The organism is Lactobacillus sp. YT155, from assembly GCF_030504545.1.
In the GTDB taxonomy this organism is placed as follows: domain Bacteria; phylum Bacillota; class Bacilli; order Lactobacillales; family Lactobacillaceae; genus BQUT01.
In genome coordinates, this window is the sequence record NZ_JAUKWP010000002.1 from 203,293 (window position 1) to 220,532 (window position 17,240).

The following is a 17,240-nucleotide window of genomic DNA, read 5'->3' on the forward strand; positions in this document are numbered from 1 at the left end:
AAGAGCCGCTAATTAGCGACTCTTTCCTAGTTACACAACAATCGGTAGTTATACACGATTTGACAATTCTTTATATCTTTTCATCCACATATCAACATAGGCTTTTGAAAATGGGCCTTTTCCTTCGTTAATCCATTCGATTAAGGTATCCACATTCTTATGCAAAATTTGATCTATTTCAGGCGAATAACTCCATTTTTTACTATGTAATGCATATTCATCTACGTCTAAAAGTCTTTTTTCTCCATCTGGAAAAACTTTCACATCTAAATCATAATCAATATACTTCAACGCTTCTTTATCAAGTACATATGGCGTTGCCAAGTTACAATAATAAGAAACACCGTTTTCTCGTATCATAGTAATGATATTAAACCAATAATGCTTGTGAAAATAAACTAAGGCCGGTTCTCTCGTAACCCATTTTCGTCCATCTGATTCTGTAACTAACGTATGATCGTTACAACCAATGATTTCATTCTCACTGGTTTTCAAAACCATGGTTTCTTTCCATGTCCTATGCAGATGGCCATCATGTTTATAACTCTGGATTGCTATGTAATCTCCTTCTTTAGGAATATCCATAACTTTTCCAGCTTTCCTTTTACTACATTCTTTGAAATTATACCAAAAGTAACAAAAATTAACCACTTCTATCTTAAAAGTATAATTACTTGACTATGTATGAATCTCATATTAATATCGAAATAACGATTTTAAAGGAGTAATTATTCATGCAAGAACAAACAACTATGATTCATAAATCAGAATGTTGTTGCGTAGTATCGGAAAATACTACGCCGTTTTTGCATGTCTAATTCAGAACTCACTTAAAATTTGTTAACCTACATTTAAGAGAGCTGACGATTAGTCGGTTCTCTTTTTTTATTTCAAAGGAGATTCACATGAAAAAGAAAACATTATTTTCGCTATCATTTATCGGTCTATTAGTTCTTCTATTAGTTGGTTGTGGCAAGAGTTCCGACAACTTAACCAAACAAAAAGATACTTTAACTATTGGACTCGAAGGAACTTACGCACCCTATTCATATCGTGAAGGTGATAAATTAACTGGCTTTGAAGTTGAATATGGAAAAGCCATTGCTAAAAAACTTGGTCTCAAGGCAAAATTTGTCCCAACTAAGTGGGATTCTTTAATTGCCGGACTTAATTCCAAGACTTTTGATGTAGTAATTAACAATGTCTCAACTAATAAAGAAAGAAAGTCTCATTACCTATTCTCAGAGCCTTATATTTATTCAAAATCAGTTATCATTACCAAAAAAGACAGTCCTATCAAAACCGTCGATGACCTAAAGGGTGTCAAAGTCGCTGAAGGTACTGGAACCGATAACTATCAAAAAGCCGAGAAATTCCAAGCTGATATTATTTCATCACCGGACTTTCAATCAACCATGTCGATGATTGAAAATGATCGCATCAAAGCAACCATTAATTCTAAAGAAGCATTTTTAACCTGGCAAAAATCAACCAAAAATACTGATTTAAAATACATCACCATTCCTGATTCCAAATTAAAAGCTTCAGAAATTGCCCCAATTTATAACAAGAAATCAACTGAACTAAGCAAAAAAATTTCTAAAGCTACTAAAGAACTTCGTGATGATGGAACACTTAAAAAACTTTCCATTAAATATTTTGGTGAAGATATCACCAAAAAATAAAGGATAAAAAATATGTGGCAGATTATCATTACTTCATTGCCTTCACTACTCTCGGCAATGATTCAATTCACAATTCCACTGGCATTAATTTCTTTTGTCGTTGGTTTAATTCTGGCAGTTATCACTGCTTTGGTCATTTTCTTAAAACCACAAGTTAGTGGTTTTTCTCAAGTTATTTGGCAAATCCTTAAAAAGATTGCCCAGTTCTATGTCTGGCTATTTCGGTCAACTCCTTTACTAGTTCAATTGTTCATCATTTTCTTTGGTTTACCTAGTGTGGGAATTGAATTAAGTCCGTTTATAGCAGCTGTGATTGGGTTTTCTTTGAACACCGGTGCTTACACCGCCGAAATCATTCGCTCGGCATTGATGTCCGTTCCTCAAGATCAATGGGACGCGGCTTACACCTTAGGCTTTTCAACTCGCAAGACTTTACAGAAAATCATTTTGCCACAAGCCTTTCGAATTGCCCTACCTCCGTTATCAAACTCTTTTATTAGTTTGGTAAAAGACACTTCTTTAGCAAGTTCAATTACCATTCTTGAAATGTTTCAAGTTAGCCAACAAATCACTGCAAAGAACTTCGAACCATTATTAATGTATTCATTGGTAGCTGTCTTATATGCAGTCATTTGTACCTTACTCAGCTTACTTCAAAGCTATCTTGAAAAGCGTTCTTCTAAATATCTCAAGGGAGGTCAATTATCATGATTTCAATTCATAATTTAGCAAAAAAATATGATAACAAAACCGTTTTAGATAATCTCTCTTTAGATTTTCAAACCCAAGAAACAACCGTTATTGTTGGACCATCAGGATCGGGAAAATCAACTCTATTAAAATCACTGAACCTTCTGGTTCGACCTGATAGTGGCACTTTATCAATCGATGATCTAACCATCGATTTTGCTACTAAGATTTCCAAAACCACTAGTCAAAAATTACTTCAAAAAACTAGTATGGTCTTTCAAAACTGGAATCTCTTTCCTAATCTAAGTGTGATTGAAAATATCACCATTGCTCCAATTGAGAATCTCCATCAATCTAAAGATATTGCCTTTACTAAAGCAAAAAAGCTCTTGGAATTGGTTAACTTAAGTGACTACGAAAACTACTATCCTCAGCAATTATCCGGTGGACAGCAACAACGTATCTCGATTTGCCGGGCCTTGGCGATGGAACCAGAGTTTATTTTGTTAGATGAACCGACAAGTGCGCTTGATCCGGAATTGGAGAATCAAGTGCTCAGAATTCTAACTGACTTAAGTCATAAGAAACAATCAATGATTATTGTGACTCATAATATGGAGTTTGCAAAACTTGTCGCCGATAAAATTATTTTCTTAGAAGCTGGAAAAATAATTTTTAATGGCCAAAGTGAAGAATTCTTCCAAAAACCAAGTCCTCGAATTGAACAATTTCTTTCAAAAATGACATTAGAAAAAGACTAGAAAATTCTAGTCTTTTTTGTTTAGTAAATTAGTGATTGCACTACTATTGAATCCTTTTCTTAGTAGTGATTGATAAATTTTATTGTGGGCATTTTCTTTACCTTCATAATGTTTTTGAGCTTTGGTGAATTCTCTTTGAAGGTTTTCTGCTTCTTGTTCTTCATCAACATCTAAATCAAGATTACTCATTACCTCTTCAATGATTTCTGACGTATAACCTTTTTGCATCAACCCCGTTTTGATTTTATTCAACAAATTCTTAAACGATTGTCGTGTGGCGTGCTTTTGAATTTTAATCGCAGCTTTTGTCGCATTCTCCAACCACTGATTATAATCAACATTAAGCAGTTCTTGATCTGCCATTTTCTTGTCGATACCTTTTTTAAAGAGCTTATTTTGAATCACAATCGGCCCATCTACTCCGGTAATCAACTGTGTATTGATGAAACTCTTGGTATACGATTCGTCATTTAGATAGCGATTTTCTTCCAGCTTCTCAATAATTATTTTGATATCATCATCTTCAACTTCTCTGTCTTTCAAAAAATCTTTAATCTCTTTGGTTGTGCGAATTTGATGGCTAATATAATCCAAAGCTCGGACATAATACTTATCAACATTTTCTTTAACTTTTATTTGCTCAATTTCTGCTTCGGTCAACTCAGTATCTTTATATAAATGATACTTAATCAGAATATTTTCGCTCACCGCAAAAGCATATTTTCCATCTAGAAAAATATTGAATCGGCCTTTTCTTTTTTGTGCCTGAATTTTAGTTATTTTTGCCAACAATTTTTCCTCACAATGATATACTTCAATTAATACTAATATTAAATTAATGAAAAGCAAAGGTAAACTATGCAAAACGATTCGACAGAATTACAAATTGGTGACCGTTTCCCACTCACCATCAAAAAAATCGGTATTAACGGTGAAGGAATTGGTTATTTCAAACGCAAAACCACTTTCGTTCCCGGAGCAATTACAGGTGAAGAGGTTGTCTGTGAAGTGACCGAAATTCATGATACATATCTTGAAGCCACTTTACATAAAATACGAAAAAAAAGCTCGCAAAGGACTGATGAATTTCAAAAACTTGCTGAACAAGTTGGTGGCCTAGAATTATCTCATCTTAAGTATCCCGAGCAATTGAAAGTAAAGCAAAATATTCTTCGCCAAGCGCTCGATAAGTATCGTCCCGCTGGTTATAATAACTATCAAATCAATGAAACTATTGGTATGAATCATCCACTCGAATATCGTAATAAAGCACAATTTCAAGTTCGAAAAGTTGATGGCAAAGTAATCGCTGGACTTTATAAACACGGCACTCAAGAACTTGTCGACTTACCTGAAATGCCTACTCAAGCCCCATTAACCATGAATATCATTAATCGTTTAAAACCAATTCTAGAACAACTGGATATTCCAATTTATAATCCGGAAGAAAAATCTGGAATCATAAAAACTTTAGTTGTTCGTGAATCACACGCTTTTAAAAATGCTCAGTTAACCTTTATTACAAATAGTAAGAAATTACCAAAGAAACGTGAGTTAATTGAACTAATTCAACAAGAAATCCCAGAAGTTATTTCCATTTCACAAAATGTCAATCAAGGTGAAACCAGCCTAGTCTGGGGTGAAGATACTCAACTACTCTGGGGTGAAAAATATCTTCAAGAAGTTATTAACGGTATCACATTCAATCTTTCACCACGTGCCTTTCTGCAACTAAATTTACAACAAACCGAAAAACTCTACGATATTGCTTTGAAATACCTTGATGCCGATGAAAGTAGTGTTCTCTACGATGCCTATTCCGGAGTAGGAACAATTGGTTTAACTCTCGCTAAACACGTTAAACAAGTTTATGGCTCCGAAATAATTCCTGAAGCCATCGAAGATGCTAAACTAAATGCTGAAGAAAATTCCATCAAGAACGCTGATTATCGAGTTGGAACCGCAGTTGATGTTTATAATGAATTGATGGACGAACATATCAAGATTAATACTTTAATTGTTGATCCACCTCGCACAGGTTTGGAAAATGATTTGATCAATTTGATCTTGAATCAACAGCCAGATAAATTTGTTTATATTTCATGCAATCCTTCAACTCTAGCCAAAGATCTCCGCCAACTTACAAAGAAATATATTGTTGAAGAATTACAGCCGATTGATATGTTTCCTCAAACACCACATGTTGAAACAGTGGTTAAATTAAAAAGAAAGTAGGAGTTCATCATGAAAGTATATTTTGCAAATGGATTATTCTCACAAGCCGATTTTGATTTTAACGAAAAGATTGTTGCACAAATTCGAGATAACTTTTCTGACATAGAAATCTATTTACCTCAAGAAAACGCAGCTATTAATGACAAATCCGCCTATGCTGATTCAGAAATGATTGCTAAAGCTGATACTGATCAATTACTTGAAAGCCAGTTAGTCATTGCTGTTTTAGACGGTATTAGTATCGATGCTGGTGTTGCTTCTGAAATTGGTGTTGCCTACGCTAATAACATCCCTATCATTGGTTTGTACACCGACTCCCGACAACAAGGTTTTGATAATCAACAGAAGCTCACAGCCTTATCTACCATCGCGGAGAATCAGTTCCACTATCTTAACCTTTACACCACAGGATTGATTAAATTAAATGGTGAGATAGTCAATAACGTTGAAGATTTAATTTCTGCAATTAATAAATATAAATAAACATACTAAAAAAGGTCACTTCATAAAATTTATGAAATGACCTCTTTTTGTACCCGGAAAGGTGATTTTGTGATTAATAACAACTTATTGTTTATTATATGCAACACCTTCAACTCTTTATTTGGATACTTTTAATGCTTTTGAACATATGTACTAACATGCTTATTTCTTGTAAATCTTGGAACTTAATCTTCTAAGGGACTTGCCTTTGTAGCTAATCACCTTTCCTAATTAGAATATATCATCTTTTGAAAACCTTTTCAATTTATAAGCTCTTATAAATTCGCTCGTTTTCTTTAATTTGTTCAAGATAATATTTCTCATTGGTTAAATTACCAATGAACCAGTCACCATCAACAATTTCAATCTCTTTTTTAAACTCAGTTTCGTATTCGTCAACACTTAATTTCCTACGTTCAGCTAATTCCTTTAAGTGCTGTTCCTGATTCAAATTCTCTTTGTATCCAGGTTGCAACTTTCCAGTAAAAATTTCTCCCATTGAACCAGATCCATAACTGAATAACATAATTTGATCATCAGTTTTCAAGTCTTCAGCATTTTCAAGATAGGAAATTAATCCTAAATAAAGTGAGCCAGTATACAAGTTACCAATACTCTTTGAAAGTAAAATACTACTCTCATAACGTTGCATTAATTCGTGATATTTAGCCTCGTCCACTTTGTTTTCAACTGATTGTAAGGCCTTCTTACCCATTTTTGAGTAGGGAATATGGAATAGTATTGCTGATAAATCATCGATAGTCGTATTGTTTTTTTCAAAATAGGCATCATATAATTCATCAAAAAATCTGATGTAAACTTCGTTGGAGAATTTACCTCTTGCAAAAGCATACTTAGAAAAAGTTGGTCGCCAGAAGTCACCCACATTCTCACTCATGAAGACTGAATCATTTTGTAATGCCAAAATCTTAGGCTCAGCTTTGATTAACATTGCCACTGCCCCGGCTCCTTGAGTCACTTCCCCGGGAGTATTTAGTCCATATCTAGCAATATCTGAACTAATAACTAGTGCTGATTTTTCAGGATTCTGAGCCACGAAGTTATAAGCCATTTGAATTCCTGCAGTTGCTCCATAACAAGCTTCCTTAATCTCAAAAGCTCTGACAGTTTTTGGAAGTCCGATTAAATCACGAACAAATAATGAAGCAGCTTTGGATTCATCAACTCCACTTTCAGTACCAATTATTAACAACTCAATATCTTTTTTGGTTGCTTCATCTAGAATTTTATCAGCGGCCATGGCTGCCATTGTCACAGCATCTTGACTGATTAAAGGTAATCCCATCTTTTCCTGACCAATTCCGATTGTGAATTTGTCAGGGTCAACATCACGTCTCTTTGCTAAATCAACTAAATCCACATATTGATTAGGTGTATAAAAATCAATTCTATCAATTCCAATGTTCATTTGATTACCCTCGTATCTTTTTCAAAATTTGTTTTGCGGTTTCTAAATCATATTGTTTTAATTCATTTAATTGTTTATAAACTGCCGTAATTTCATCGTCTTTCGCTCCAGCGGCAATTGCTAAACTCTTGGCTTGCAATGACATGTGTCCTTCTTGAATTCCCGTAGTAACAATTGCTCGCATTGCCGATAAATTGTTAGCTAAGCCAACTGAGGCGACAACACTCATTAATTCTTTGACATCTCTTATTCCAAGTAATTGTATGGCAATTTTTGCTGTTGGTAAGCTGGAAATTGCTCCACCGATGCTACCGATTGGTAATGGTAGTTCAAGCTTTCCAACCAATTTCTCATCCGAAATTTTCCAGCTACTCAAAGATTTTTGATTTTTTAAATACTCAGCAACAGCTACACTAACTGCTCTCGTATCATTTCCAGTTGCCTGTAGTACAGCAAAGATACCGTTAAGAATTCCCTTGTTATTAGTTGCAGCACGGTAATCGGAAAGTTGGGTAAACTGACTTAATTCATTAATTCTTTTAGCAACTTCTTCTCCACTTAAAGCAGCAGTTTTTAACTCTTCAAAAGGAATCTCGACCCGACAATTAACTAATTGCCGTTCAGCAACATTGGATAAGATGGCAAATAGATGTTGTTGCTGAAGTTCTTCGTCTAATTGTGTCGCCACAGTTTCACAAATTGTATTAACAATGTTTGCCCCCATGGCATCGACAGTATCAATGAATAAAATTAGCTCAACAAAACCAGAATAGGTATTAATCTGGAAATCTACTAGACCCCCACCTCGCTTGACTAAGCTTGGTTTAATTTCTGCAACTTTTTTCTTCAAGTCATCAGTGTGGACTTGCAACTCACTAACTAAAATATCAGTGTTATTCGTCTGCCAAACTATTTGACCAGCAATTAATTTCTCACTTATCTCTGTATTGAATCCCAAACCTTGAGTTGCTCGCTTGGCTCCGTTTGCTGCTGCCGCTACAACTGATGGTTCTTCAATTGACATCGGAACCAGATAATTATTTCCATTAACTTTTAAAGGATAAATCACTGAAAAAGGTAAAGAATTTGTGCCAATTGTATTTTCCGACAGTGAAATTACATCACTTGCCTCTTTCAAACTTGCCAGCAAATATTGTTCTTGTTCATCGGTAATTTTTTGATTATCAAAAAGCTGTTTAATTCTTTCTTGAGAAGTAAGTTCATAAAACTTTTTTTCCATGTTTGCCTCTTTAATGAAGTTTCAAACTCATTGCCATTCCCATACCACCACCAATACATAATGATGCAATTCCAGTGGTTTGCTTTGTCTCTTGAAGGTTATGAATTAGTGTGGTTACAATTCGAGCTCCGGATGCTCCTAACGGATGCCCTAGAGCTAATGCTCCACCTTTGATATTTAGTTTATTGGAATCGATTTGTAAATCTTTTGCCACAGCAACTGCTTGGGCAGCAAAAGCTTCGTTTATTTCTAATAAATCGTAATCGTCTATCTGTGAATTTTCTTTTTTCATCAATTCTGAAATAGCGTAATAAGGAGCATATCCCATATAATCAGGATCATTACCATACTCAACATAGTTATTAATTTCGGCTAAATAGTTGAGATTATTTTCTTCCGCATATTTCTTAGTAGTTAATAGTAACAAGGAAGCTCCATCATTGATTGGTGAGGAATTCCCCGGTGTAACTGTTCCATTTTCTTTGAAGCTGGTAGGAAGAGTTCCCAGTTTTTCAATTGTTGTATTACCACGAATTGATTCGTCAGTTTCTAGGTCATTAATTGCGATAATTTCTTTACTAAAATCTGCTTGGCTTGCTTTGATTTGTGAGTTGTAAGCAAATTCATCTTGTTCTTTTCTAGAAATATGATATTTTTCGGCAACATTTTCTGCAGTCACACCCATTGCTTGATGATTGAAAGCATCGTTTAGACCATCGTTAAATAATGAATCAATGTTGCTTTCATCGTGCTCTAATTTATTTGTACGTTGATTCAAGAATGGTGTGGACGACATACTTTCAACACCACCGGCAACAATAATTTTTGCTTCGTCAGCTTGTAATGCTAACTGAGCTAAATGAATTGCTTTAAGTCCTGATCCACATACTTGATTAATTGTCATGGCAGTTGAACTTTGACTTAATCCTGAATTTAAAGCTACTTGTCGCGCCACATTCTGCCCATTACCTGCTTGATAAACCGAGCCAAGTATTACCTGGGAAATATCATCAGCAGCGACACCATTTTGTTGGAGCATTTTTTGTAACAGTTTCGTAGCTATTTCTACAGAACTTAAATCACTCAAACCTCCAAAAAATTTTCCAATCGGAGTGCGTTTTGCATCAAGAATAACAACTGATTCCATTACATTTCACCTATAACTTTCTTTGTTATAATTATTACTATACAATACCTAAAAACGCTAAGCCTTACAAGTAAAAGGATAACTGAAGATGCGAGTTATAGACCTATTAGAATTTCTAAAAGACATTCAAAAAAACGAAATGATTTTTGCTAATTTAGAAAAAGAAGATTATGCAATTGAACTTGTCGAAAAACGTGACGACAAGATTTTTTGTCAATTAACTAAAAACAAAAAGAGCCTCAAAAATTGGGAATTACTTTTATTGCTGAATAAGAAAGATCAATTAGATTTACCAGTTTTTGTTGAAAAAGATAAAAAAAATCACCAAATCTTTGGAATGCGACTTGGTGAACAAAAAATCGTTTTATATTAATCTTTATTTTCTAGTTCTTTTCCTAAGTTAATGATGTATTTTTTAAGATCATCCTTAACTTGGGGATGTTGTAAACCATATTGAATACTTGTTTCCAAGTAACCAAACTTATTACCAACATCGTAACGTTTACCAGTGAATTCATGAGCATAGACTTTTTGAATTTGATTCAAACGATCAATTGCATCAGTTAACTGAATCTCGTTACCAGCACCACGTTCTTGAGTTTCTAGTAATTCAAAAATTTCTGGTGTCAACAAGTAACGACCAATGATTGCCAAATTACTTGGAGCATCTTCTTTAGCAGGCTTTTCAACAAAAGTCTTTACATTATACAATCCTGGTTTTTCTTCACCCTTTGGATCGATAACACCGTATGCAGACACTTCATCTTCTGGAACTTGCATAACAGCAAGTGTTGAAGATTTAGTTTCCTCATAGTCATTGATTAATTGCTTAGTCAATGGAACTTCATCATTCATCAAATCATCACCAAGCATAACTACGAATGGTTCATTACCCACAAATGTTTTGGCCATGCGAACAGCATCACCTAACCCATCGGGATGAACTTGTCTGGCGTAGTATAAATTAACTCCAATATCAGTTGTTTCTTGAACTAATTTTAGTAATTCGGTCTTATTCTTTGATTCTAGATTTTGTTCTAGTTCTGGAACTGAGTCAAAGTGATCTTCGATCGAGCGCTTTGCTTTCCCAGTAACAATCAAAATATCTTCAATTCCTGATTGCTTGGCTTCCTCAACGATAAATTGAATTGTTGGTTTATCAACAATTGGTAGCATTTCCTTAGCTAAGGCTTTGGTTGCTGGTAAAAATCTTGTTCCCAACCCAGCAGCTGGAATGACAGCTTTTCTTACTTTCATTTTGAACCCTCTTATTAAACTTTATTTTTTTCTAGTTAAAACTTTAAAATCCCCATCTAGACATTCGGCAAAGGCGGCATTGACCACGCCTCCGAACATGAAAACGGTTGATGAAGCATTCATCCATAATAAGAATACTATAAACGCCCCAATTGTTCCATAACTGTTCCAAGCAGTTCCGAAATATCTCATATATAAAGAGAAGAACTGTGTTAATAATGAAAACCCTGTTGTTGTGAGAATTGTCCCCATGACAACTGACTTAAATTTAATTTTAACACTTGGTAAGAAATAATATAGGAAAAACAAGGCTAAAAAGACTACTGTTAAGGCAATTGGCCACTTCCAAGTTAAGAAATCTTTTAAAAACTCTTGTTCAATTTGAAAGGTTTTAATAACCCATTCCAAAAAGATTTGTCCAAAGATTAAAACGACTGTTACGACAAAGAATGCCAATACAGAAAGAATTGTAATCACAAATGACATTCCGCGTTTCAAGACAATATCTAAAAGCGGCTTTTTGGTGTATTGCGAGATTTTTTTCACACCGTAAATTTCATTTATTCCTTGGCGAATCGAATTAATTGCCTTAGAGCTTGACCACAATGCCACAATAATACCAAATGAAATCAATCCTCCACTTTGTTGTGAAAGAATTTGTCGAATTGTTGGCTCGAGTAAATTAGATACTTGCGAAGGGAAAATTATGCGACTATATTCAATAACTTCTGTCACATTCAAATTTAAAAATGGCAACAAGTTTCCAATAATGATAACAATGGGAAACAGCGACAACAAGATATAATAAATTACTACTTTTGAGTTATTTAATATATTCCCTTGGTCTAAATATTTACCAATTGCAGCTACAAAAGCCTTCATTTTCTCTTTGAAAGAAATATTCTGTTGGAAAATGGGAATACTTGAATTTTTATTCATATTAAACCTATTTCAAATTACAAATATTTAGCATCAAATTCATGGTCATGAGAAGTTAAAATTTTAGGACCACCTTTAGTGATGGCAATTGTATGTTCATATTGAGCCGAGTTACTGCCATCTGCAGAAACAAAGTATTCCCAACCATCAATAACGCGAGTATCAATTTCCCATGTTCCTAAATTAACCATTGGTTCAATCGTGATTGTCATGCCTTCTTTTAAACGTAAACCGTGACCGGCTTTACCATAGTGAGGTACGTTAGGTTCCTCATGCATTGTTGGTTGAATTCCATGGCCAATTAAATCACGAACATCACCCATGCCATTTTCATCCTCAACAAAATGTTGAATAGCATGGCCAATATCACCAATTCTATTGCCGACGACTGCTTGATCAATTCCTAAATACAAGGCTTTTTTAGTTACTTCCATTAGACGTTTAGTGTCGTCATCCACTGTACCAACTGCATATGAACGACAAGAATCACTTTCATATCCATTTAGATTAATGGTGGTATCAACTTTAACGATATCACCATCTTTTAATATCAGATTTTTTCTTGGCGTACCATGAGCAACTTCGTCATTTACACAAACACAAGTTGCATACTTATAGCCTTCAAACCCTTTTTCAGATGGTGTACCACCGTGACTAGTAATATAGTTATCAGCTAATTCTTCAATTTCCCAGGCAGAAATCCCCGGTTTAATAATTTTAGCGATTTCATTGAGAGTATCGGCTAGTAATGCTCCTGACTGTCTCATTCCCTCAATTTCACGTTCTGATTTTAATGTTATCAATTAAACTATCTCCTTGAGTAAGTTACTTAACTATTATAAAGCAAAACCTAAGAAAATTCCTGAAAATAGTTTATCTTTCCCGTTTTTGCTATAATCTATCTTAGCTTTTAGAAAAAGTTGGAGGGTCATTATGCCAAAAGTAAAAATTGTTTTTTGTAGTATTACTGGAAACGATGAAGAAATTGCTGATGTCTTAGATGAAAAATTTCAAGAACTAGGTTGTGAAGTTGATGTCTCCGAGATGGGGCAGACTGATACTAGTGATTTTGTCGACAGTGACATTTGTGTCATTGCCACATATACATATGAAGATGGAATTGTTCCGGAAGAAGCCTTAGACTTTTATGAAGATCTTCAAGAAGAAGATCTCACCGGTAAAATTTATGGCACTTGTGGCTCAGGAGATCATTATTATGATGATTTTTGTCGAGCAATTTATGAGTTTGCCAAAATATTTGAACAAATTGGTGCCGTTAGTGGAGCTAAACCAGTAGAAGTTGAATTGGCTCCCGAAGAAGAGGATATTGACAATTTAGACAAATTTGCCGAAGAGTTGGTTTCTAAATTTCAAGGTCAATAATTAAACATTATGAAATATACTAATCTGCTATTCTACTCAATTTTTGGTTTTCTAGCATCTGTAATCAATGTTGTCATCTTTGATCAATTCCATACAAACTTACATTCAACAATGCTCATCGCCAACACTATTGCTTGGTTTATTTCCAACTTGTTTTCGTTTTTTGCTAACAAACACATTGTTTTTAAAAACGATAAGCATTCACGTGTCGACTATCTTCACGAATTAGGGTCCTTCTTCTCAGCTCGTGCCTTTTCCTGGGTCATCGATATGGGGATCATGTACATCGGTGTTTGGATTTTCCCTACACATCCAGTTAGAGTAAAAATCTTTGATCAAGTTCTGGTAGGTATTATCAACTACTTGGTTACAAAAATAATTTTTACGCACAATAATCGAAATATTATCAATAGGTTTAAACGAAAAAAATGATAAATTACTCAATTTTAATCGCTCTCAGTTTGTTATTAGTGAATCTTAGTTTTGCCCTAGTTATGTTTATTTACTATTCAATTACTAACAAAAAAATTCATTGGTTTTTCTTAATTGATGTTCTAATAACTGTTATTATCATAACTATTTCTACTTTCTTTTTGAAAACGTTTTAATTTAGCGTTTGCCTACAAATTTTAGTTATAAAATTGTATAATGAACAGTGTTGAATGAAAAAACCATTTTAATGGTTAAAACTTAGGAGGATTATCAATGACTTTAGTTAATGGTAATGAAATTTTCAAAGCTGCACGTGAAGGTCACTACGCAGTTGGTGCTTTTAACACAAACAACCTTGAATGGACTCGCGCAATCTTAGCTGCTGGTCAAAAAACAAATACACCTATCTTGATTCAAACATCAATGGGTGCTGGTAAATATATGGGTGGTTACAAGTTAGTACAAAACCTTGTTGCTAACACAATCGATTCAATGGGTATTACAGTTCCTGTAATTATGCATTTGGATCACGGTAACTACGAAGCTGCTAAAGAAGCTATTGCTGCTGGTTACAACTCAGTTATGTTTGATGGACATGACTTACCTTTCGAAGAAAACCTTGAAAAAACCAAAGAAATCGTTGCTTTGGCACATTCAAAAGGTATTTCTGTTGAAGGTGAAGTTGGTTCAATCGGTGGTGAAGAAGACGGAATCATCGGTGCTGGTGAATTAGCTGACGTTGAAGAAGCAAAACAACTTGCTGCTACAGGTGTTGACTACCTAGCTGTTGGTATTGGTAACATTCATGGTGTTTACCCAGAAAACTGGCAAGGTCTTAACTTTGATCGTTTAGCTGAATTAGCTAAAGAAATTGATACACCACTTGTTCTTCATGGTGGTTCAGGAATTCCTAAGGAACAAATCGTTAAAGCAATCTCAATGGGTATTGCCAAAGTTAACGTTAATACAGAACAACAAATTGCTTGGTCAGAAGCTGTTAAAGAATATTACGCTGCTGGTAATGACAAGAAAGAAAAAGGATTCGATCCTCGTAAAGTTCTTGCACCAGGTACACAAGCTATCCAAGATACAGTTGAATCACGTATCGAATGGTTTGGTACACCAGAAGTTAAATAAGAATATTTCAAAAAACACTCACAATTGTGAGTGTTTTTTTTATTTGAATTTGCGAGCTAATCATTTGAATATTAAAACTTGTTTTTGCTAAACTATTAAAGTTTTAAAAATAAATAAAAGAGGGTTTTCAATTGTGAAAATATTTATCATCGGTGCCACAGGAATGGCAGGAAGTGCCATTGTCAAAGAAGCAGTAAAAAATAATTTAGAAGTAATTGCTAACGGTCGTTCAGCTGATAAATTACAAGAATTAAAAAGTAATTTACCATCAATTGAAATTTTAGCAAAAGATGCATTCGATTTAGAACTCAATGATTTTCAAAATGCCGATGTTGTCGTCGACGCATTTGCAACTACTCCAGACCAAGCAATTCTACATGTTGACTTAGCAGAGAAATTAACTGATCTATTCAAGGATTCTTCAACTCGCTTAGGTTTCGTTCTTGGTGCTGGAAGTTTGCTAGTTGGTGAAGATGATCATTCTGCTTTAAAGGATATTGAAGCCGACCCATCCACAGAACCTTGGAGAGCTATTCCCAAGTTTCAGCTACAAGAATTAGAATTACTAAGAAAAGTAACTAATGTTGATTGGTTTGGAATTTCACCAGGCTTAAACTTTGTTGCTGGCAGCAAATCAGACTCAATTCTTAAAGGAAAAGATCACCTCTTATTTAATGAATCAGGTGAATCAGAAACAACTTCTGAAACGATGGCAATATCAATGATTGAAGAACTACTTCATCCTGAACATAAAAACGAAAGATTCACAGTTGCCAATGGATAACAAAAAAAGCATTCCTGAATTAGGAATGCTTTTTTATTATGACTATGCTTATTATCATTGCCAAGTGCTCTACTTAATTTTTTTCAATTCTTTTGTTGTCATTGAATGTCCAGATTTATAAGCTTTCTTATACGCCGCTATCCGCTTGGACATTAAATCAATTTCTTTTTGTGATTCTTTTGGTAACACATCACCATAAGCTTCAAATTTTAATCGGTTGTCTTCAGCAATGATATCATCCAAATCATACAAATTTAGTTCATCACTCTTTTTGTCTTTAAATGACATACTCTTATTCCTTTCTAATATGTTCATTCATGTATCGTTTTTATTATGATCGCTCCCGGAGTCGAACCGGGGACCTACTGCTTAGGAGGCAGTTGCTCTATCCAGCTGAGCCAAGCGACCGTATTAAATAGCATCTTCGATGCTATTTTTTTCTATATCCTTTGTTCTTCTTATCACGCCAACGTTCCTTTTTTCGCTCTGAATTTTTTTCAGTGGGCTTCTTTTTGCCTTGTTTAAGATTTTTGGTGAAGCCACCATCTTCAGTAATCATTACTTGTTTAACTTCAAAATCTTTTGCAATATCTTTAGAAAAATTCCGAAAATCATGAGCATTTCCAAAAGTTATACTAACACCAGCGCGTCCCATTCGTCCGGTTCTACCACTACGATGAACATATTCTTGTGTATTTCTTGGGACCATATAATTGATGATTGTATTAACCGCAGGAATATCAATTCCTCGAGCAGCAACATCATTAGTCAAAATTAGATTAACTTTTTTACTTGTAAATCTACTCAAAGCATCTTTTCGCTGTTGCGACGAACTCTTACTGTCTAGCACAACGAAATTAGTCTTTTTAAAGTTCAAATTGCTGGCACTTTTATGTAACTGACGCGAACTATTAAAGAAGACCATACCATGAAATTTACTATTATGAGCTAATCTACGAATCAATTCTTCTTGATTATTAGTTGCCTGAACAAAATAGTGCTTAATTCCTTTTCGGTATTCTTCATTTTGTCGATCATCAATTGTCAAAAAATCTCTGCCAAACCATTTCGGAAGTTCTAAGAAGATTGGGTTGCTGGTAGCTGAAAACATTGAAATTTGGACATCATCAGCTACCATATCAACAAAGTTTCGTACGTCGGTCAATTTAGTATCTGAAAGCAGTTCGTCCGCCTCATCAATTACTAAATACTTAACTTTACTTGGTTTCACCTTTTTCAAGTTAATTAATTCTTGTAATCGGCCAATTGTAGCAACAATAATTTCTGGTTTTTGTTTCTTAAGTTTCTCCAATTGACGTTTTGAGTTAGCACCACCAGTTATCGCTATAACGTTACTGTCAATCAACTTAACTAGAGGTTGCAAAACATCACGAGTTTGGATGGCTAGCTCTTGTGAGGGCTCTAAAATAATTGCTTGCAGTCCTTCTCCACCATTAATTTTTTCAACCAATGGCAAACAAAAAGCTAAAGTCTTCCCTGACCCTGTAGGTGCCATTGCCAACAAATCTTGATTATTTATGAATGGTTCATAAACTTGTTCTTGAATGGCTGTGAATTTTTTATAAGAATTTTGAGTAAAATACTCTTGATATAATTCTGGAATTTCCAATTGATCAC

The 17,240-nt window shown here is 34.5% G+C and carries 20 protein-coding genes and 1 tRNA gene; 10 read left to right on the forward strand and 11 right to left on the reverse strand.

Features of this window, described 5'->3' with window-relative positions; translation table 11 throughout:
* Window positions 1-48: 48 nt before the first annotated feature.
* Window positions 49-585: a DUF402 domain-containing protein gene (locus Q2T76_RS03840; RefSeq protein ID WP_302084198.1), complete on the reverse strand. Its 537-nt coding sequence runs from the start codon at window positions 583-585 to the stop codon at window positions 49-51.
* Window positions 586-905: 320 nt separating this feature from the next.
* On the opposite strand from Q2T76_RS03840, the gene Q2T76_RS03845 reads away from it, so the two are divergent.
* Genes Q2T76_RS03845 through Q2T76_RS03855 form a run of 3 tightly spaced genes read left to right on the forward strand, consistent with a single transcriptional unit; the run spans window position 906 to window position 3,136 of the window.
* The gene (locus Q2T76_RS03845; protein ID WP_302084199.1) at window positions 906-1,685 is read left to right on the forward strand and encodes a transporter substrate-binding domain-containing protein; all 780 of its coding nucleotides are present in this window, start codon (window positions 906-908) and stop codon (window positions 1,683-1,685) included.
* Window positions 1,686-1,697: 12 nt separating this feature from the next.
* Window positions 1,698-2,396, forward strand: a complete 699-nt coding sequence (locus Q2T76_RS03850; protein WP_302084200.1) for an amino acid ABC transporter permease — start codon at window positions 1,698-1,700, stop codon at window positions 2,394-2,396.
* Window positions 2,393-3,136, forward strand: coding sequence for an amino acid ABC transporter ATP-binding protein (locus tag Q2T76_RS03855; RefSeq protein ID WP_302084201.1), 744 nt, complete (start codon window positions 2,393-2,395; stop codon window positions 3,134-3,136). The genes Q2T76_RS03850 and Q2T76_RS03855 overlap by 4 nt, the downstream gene beginning before the upstream one ends.
* 6 nt (window positions 3,137-3,142) lie before the next feature.
* Here Q2T76_RS03855 and recX read toward each other — a convergent pair whose 3' ends face one another.
* On the reverse strand, window positions 3,143-3,925 hold the full coding sequence (gene recX / locus Q2T76_RS03860; protein ID WP_302084202.1) for a recombination regulator RecX: 783 nt from the start codon (window positions 3,923-3,925) through the stop codon (window positions 3,143-3,145).
* Window positions 3,926-3,994: 69 nt separating this feature from the next.
* Here recX and rlmD point away from each other — a divergent pair, with 69 nt between their 5' ends.
* Both rlmD and Q2T76_RS03870 read left to right on the forward strand, forming a co-directional pair.
* Window positions 3,995-5,371, forward strand: coding sequence for a 23S rRNA (uracil(1939)-C(5))-methyltransferase RlmD (gene rlmD, locus Q2T76_RS03865; RefSeq protein WP_302084203.1), 1,377 nt, complete (start codon window positions 3,995-3,997; stop codon window positions 5,369-5,371).
* A gap of 9 nt (window positions 5,372-5,380) precedes the next feature.
* Window positions 5,381-5,854 (forward strand): nucleoside 2-deoxyribosyltransferase, encoded by a 474-nt coding sequence (locus Q2T76_RS03870; protein WP_302084204.1) that lies wholly within the window; start codon window positions 5,381-5,383, stop codon window positions 5,852-5,854.
* A 265-nt stretch (window positions 5,855-6,119) separates the two neighbouring features.
* On the opposite strand, the gene Q2T76_RS03875 is transcribed toward Q2T76_RS03870, so the two are convergent.
* The 3 genes from Q2T76_RS03875 to Q2T76_RS03885 are packed head-to-tail and all read right to left on the reverse strand — an operon-like array spanning window position 6,120 to window position 9,670.
* The gene (locus tag Q2T76_RS03875) at window positions 6,120-7,283 is read right to left on the reverse strand and encodes a hydroxymethylglutaryl-CoA synthase (RefSeq protein ID WP_302084205.1); all 1,164 of its coding nucleotides are present in this window, start codon (window positions 7,281-7,283) and stop codon (window positions 6,120-6,122) included.
* Between the two features lie 4 nt (window positions 7,284-7,287).
* Window positions 7,288-8,523, reverse strand: a complete 1,236-nt coding sequence (locus Q2T76_RS03880; protein ID WP_302084206.1) for a hydroxymethylglutaryl-CoA reductase, degradative — start codon at window positions 8,521-8,523, stop codon at window positions 7,288-7,290.
* Window positions 8,524-8,533: 10 nt separating this feature from the next.
* A complete protein-coding gene (locus tag Q2T76_RS03885) occupies window positions 8,534-9,670 on the reverse strand; it encodes a thiolase family protein (protein ID WP_302084207.1) in 1,137 nt (378 codons plus the stop codon).
* Between the two features lie 88 nt (window positions 9,671-9,758).
* On the opposite strand from Q2T76_RS03885, the gene Q2T76_RS03890 reads away from it, so the two are divergent.
* Entirely contained in the window at window positions 9,759-10,043 is a 285-nt protein-coding gene (locus tag Q2T76_RS03890) for a hypothetical protein (protein ID WP_302084208.1), read from the forward strand.
* Here the strand turns inward: Q2T76_RS03890 and galU are convergent.
* The 3 genes from galU to map are packed head-to-tail and all read right to left on the reverse strand — an operon-like array spanning window position 10,040 to window position 12,669.
* The gene (gene galU / locus Q2T76_RS03895; protein ID WP_302084209.1) at window positions 10,040-10,927 is read right to left on the reverse strand and encodes a UTP--glucose-1-phosphate uridylyltransferase GalU; all 888 of its coding nucleotides are present in this window, start codon (window positions 10,925-10,927) and stop codon (window positions 10,040-10,042) included. The two genes, Q2T76_RS03890 and galU, sit on opposite strands and share 4 nt — an antisense overlap.
* A gap of 21 nt (window positions 10,928-10,948) precedes the next feature.
* Entirely contained in the window at window positions 10,949-11,866 is a 918-nt protein-coding gene (locus Q2T76_RS03900) for a YihY/virulence factor BrkB family protein (protein ID WP_302084210.1), read from the reverse strand.
* Window positions 11,867-11,883: 17 nt separating this feature from the next.
* On the reverse strand, window positions 11,884-12,669 hold the full coding sequence (map, locus tag Q2T76_RS03905) for a type I methionyl aminopeptidase (RefSeq protein WP_302084211.1): 786 nt from the start codon (window positions 12,667-12,669) through the stop codon (window positions 11,884-11,886).
* Between the two features lie 130 nt (window positions 12,670-12,799).
* Between map and Q2T76_RS03910 the strand changes: the two genes are divergently transcribed.
* From Q2T76_RS03910 to Q2T76_RS03925, 4 genes are all read left to right on the forward strand, one after another.
* Window positions 12,800-13,249, forward strand: coding sequence for a flavodoxin (locus Q2T76_RS03910; protein WP_302084212.1), 450 nt, complete (start codon window positions 12,800-12,802; stop codon window positions 13,247-13,249).
* Window positions 13,250-13,258: 9 nt separating this feature from the next.
* Window positions 13,259-13,681, forward strand: coding sequence for a GtrA family protein (locus Q2T76_RS03915; protein ID WP_302084213.1), 423 nt, complete (start codon window positions 13,259-13,261; stop codon window positions 13,679-13,681).
* A gap of 273 nt (window positions 13,682-13,954) precedes the next feature.
* Entirely contained in the window at window positions 13,955-14,818 is an 864-nt protein-coding gene (gene fba / locus Q2T76_RS03920; protein WP_302084214.1) for a class II fructose-1,6-bisphosphate aldolase, read from the forward strand.
* A 133-nt stretch (window positions 14,819-14,951) separates the two neighbouring features.
* On the forward strand, window positions 14,952-15,602 hold the full coding sequence (locus tag Q2T76_RS03925; protein WP_302084215.1) for an NAD(P)-dependent oxidoreductase: 651 nt from the start codon (window positions 14,952-14,954) through the stop codon (window positions 15,600-15,602).
* A gap of 69 nt (window positions 15,603-15,671) precedes the next feature.
* On the opposite strand, the gene Q2T76_RS03930 is transcribed toward Q2T76_RS03925, so the two are convergent.
* The 3 genes from Q2T76_RS03930 to Q2T76_RS03940 all read right to left on the reverse strand — a co-directional run bounded on the left by Q2T76_RS03930 (window position 15,672) and on the right by Q2T76_RS03940 (window position 17,232).
* Window positions 15,672-15,890, reverse strand: a complete 219-nt coding sequence (locus Q2T76_RS03930) for a hypothetical protein (protein WP_302084216.1) — start codon at window positions 15,888-15,890, stop codon at window positions 15,672-15,674.
* Window positions 15,891-15,936: 46 nt separating this feature from the next.
* A tRNA-Arg gene (locus Q2T76_RS03935) sits at window positions 15,937-16,010 on the reverse strand.
* Window positions 16,011-16,032: 22 nt separating this feature from the next.
* Complete coding sequence (locus tag Q2T76_RS03940; protein ID WP_302084217.1) at window positions 16,033-17,232, reverse strand: DEAD/DEAH box helicase; 1,200 nt, start codon at window positions 17,230-17,232, stop codon at window positions 16,033-16,035.
* Window positions 17,233-17,240 lie beyond the last annotated feature (8 nt).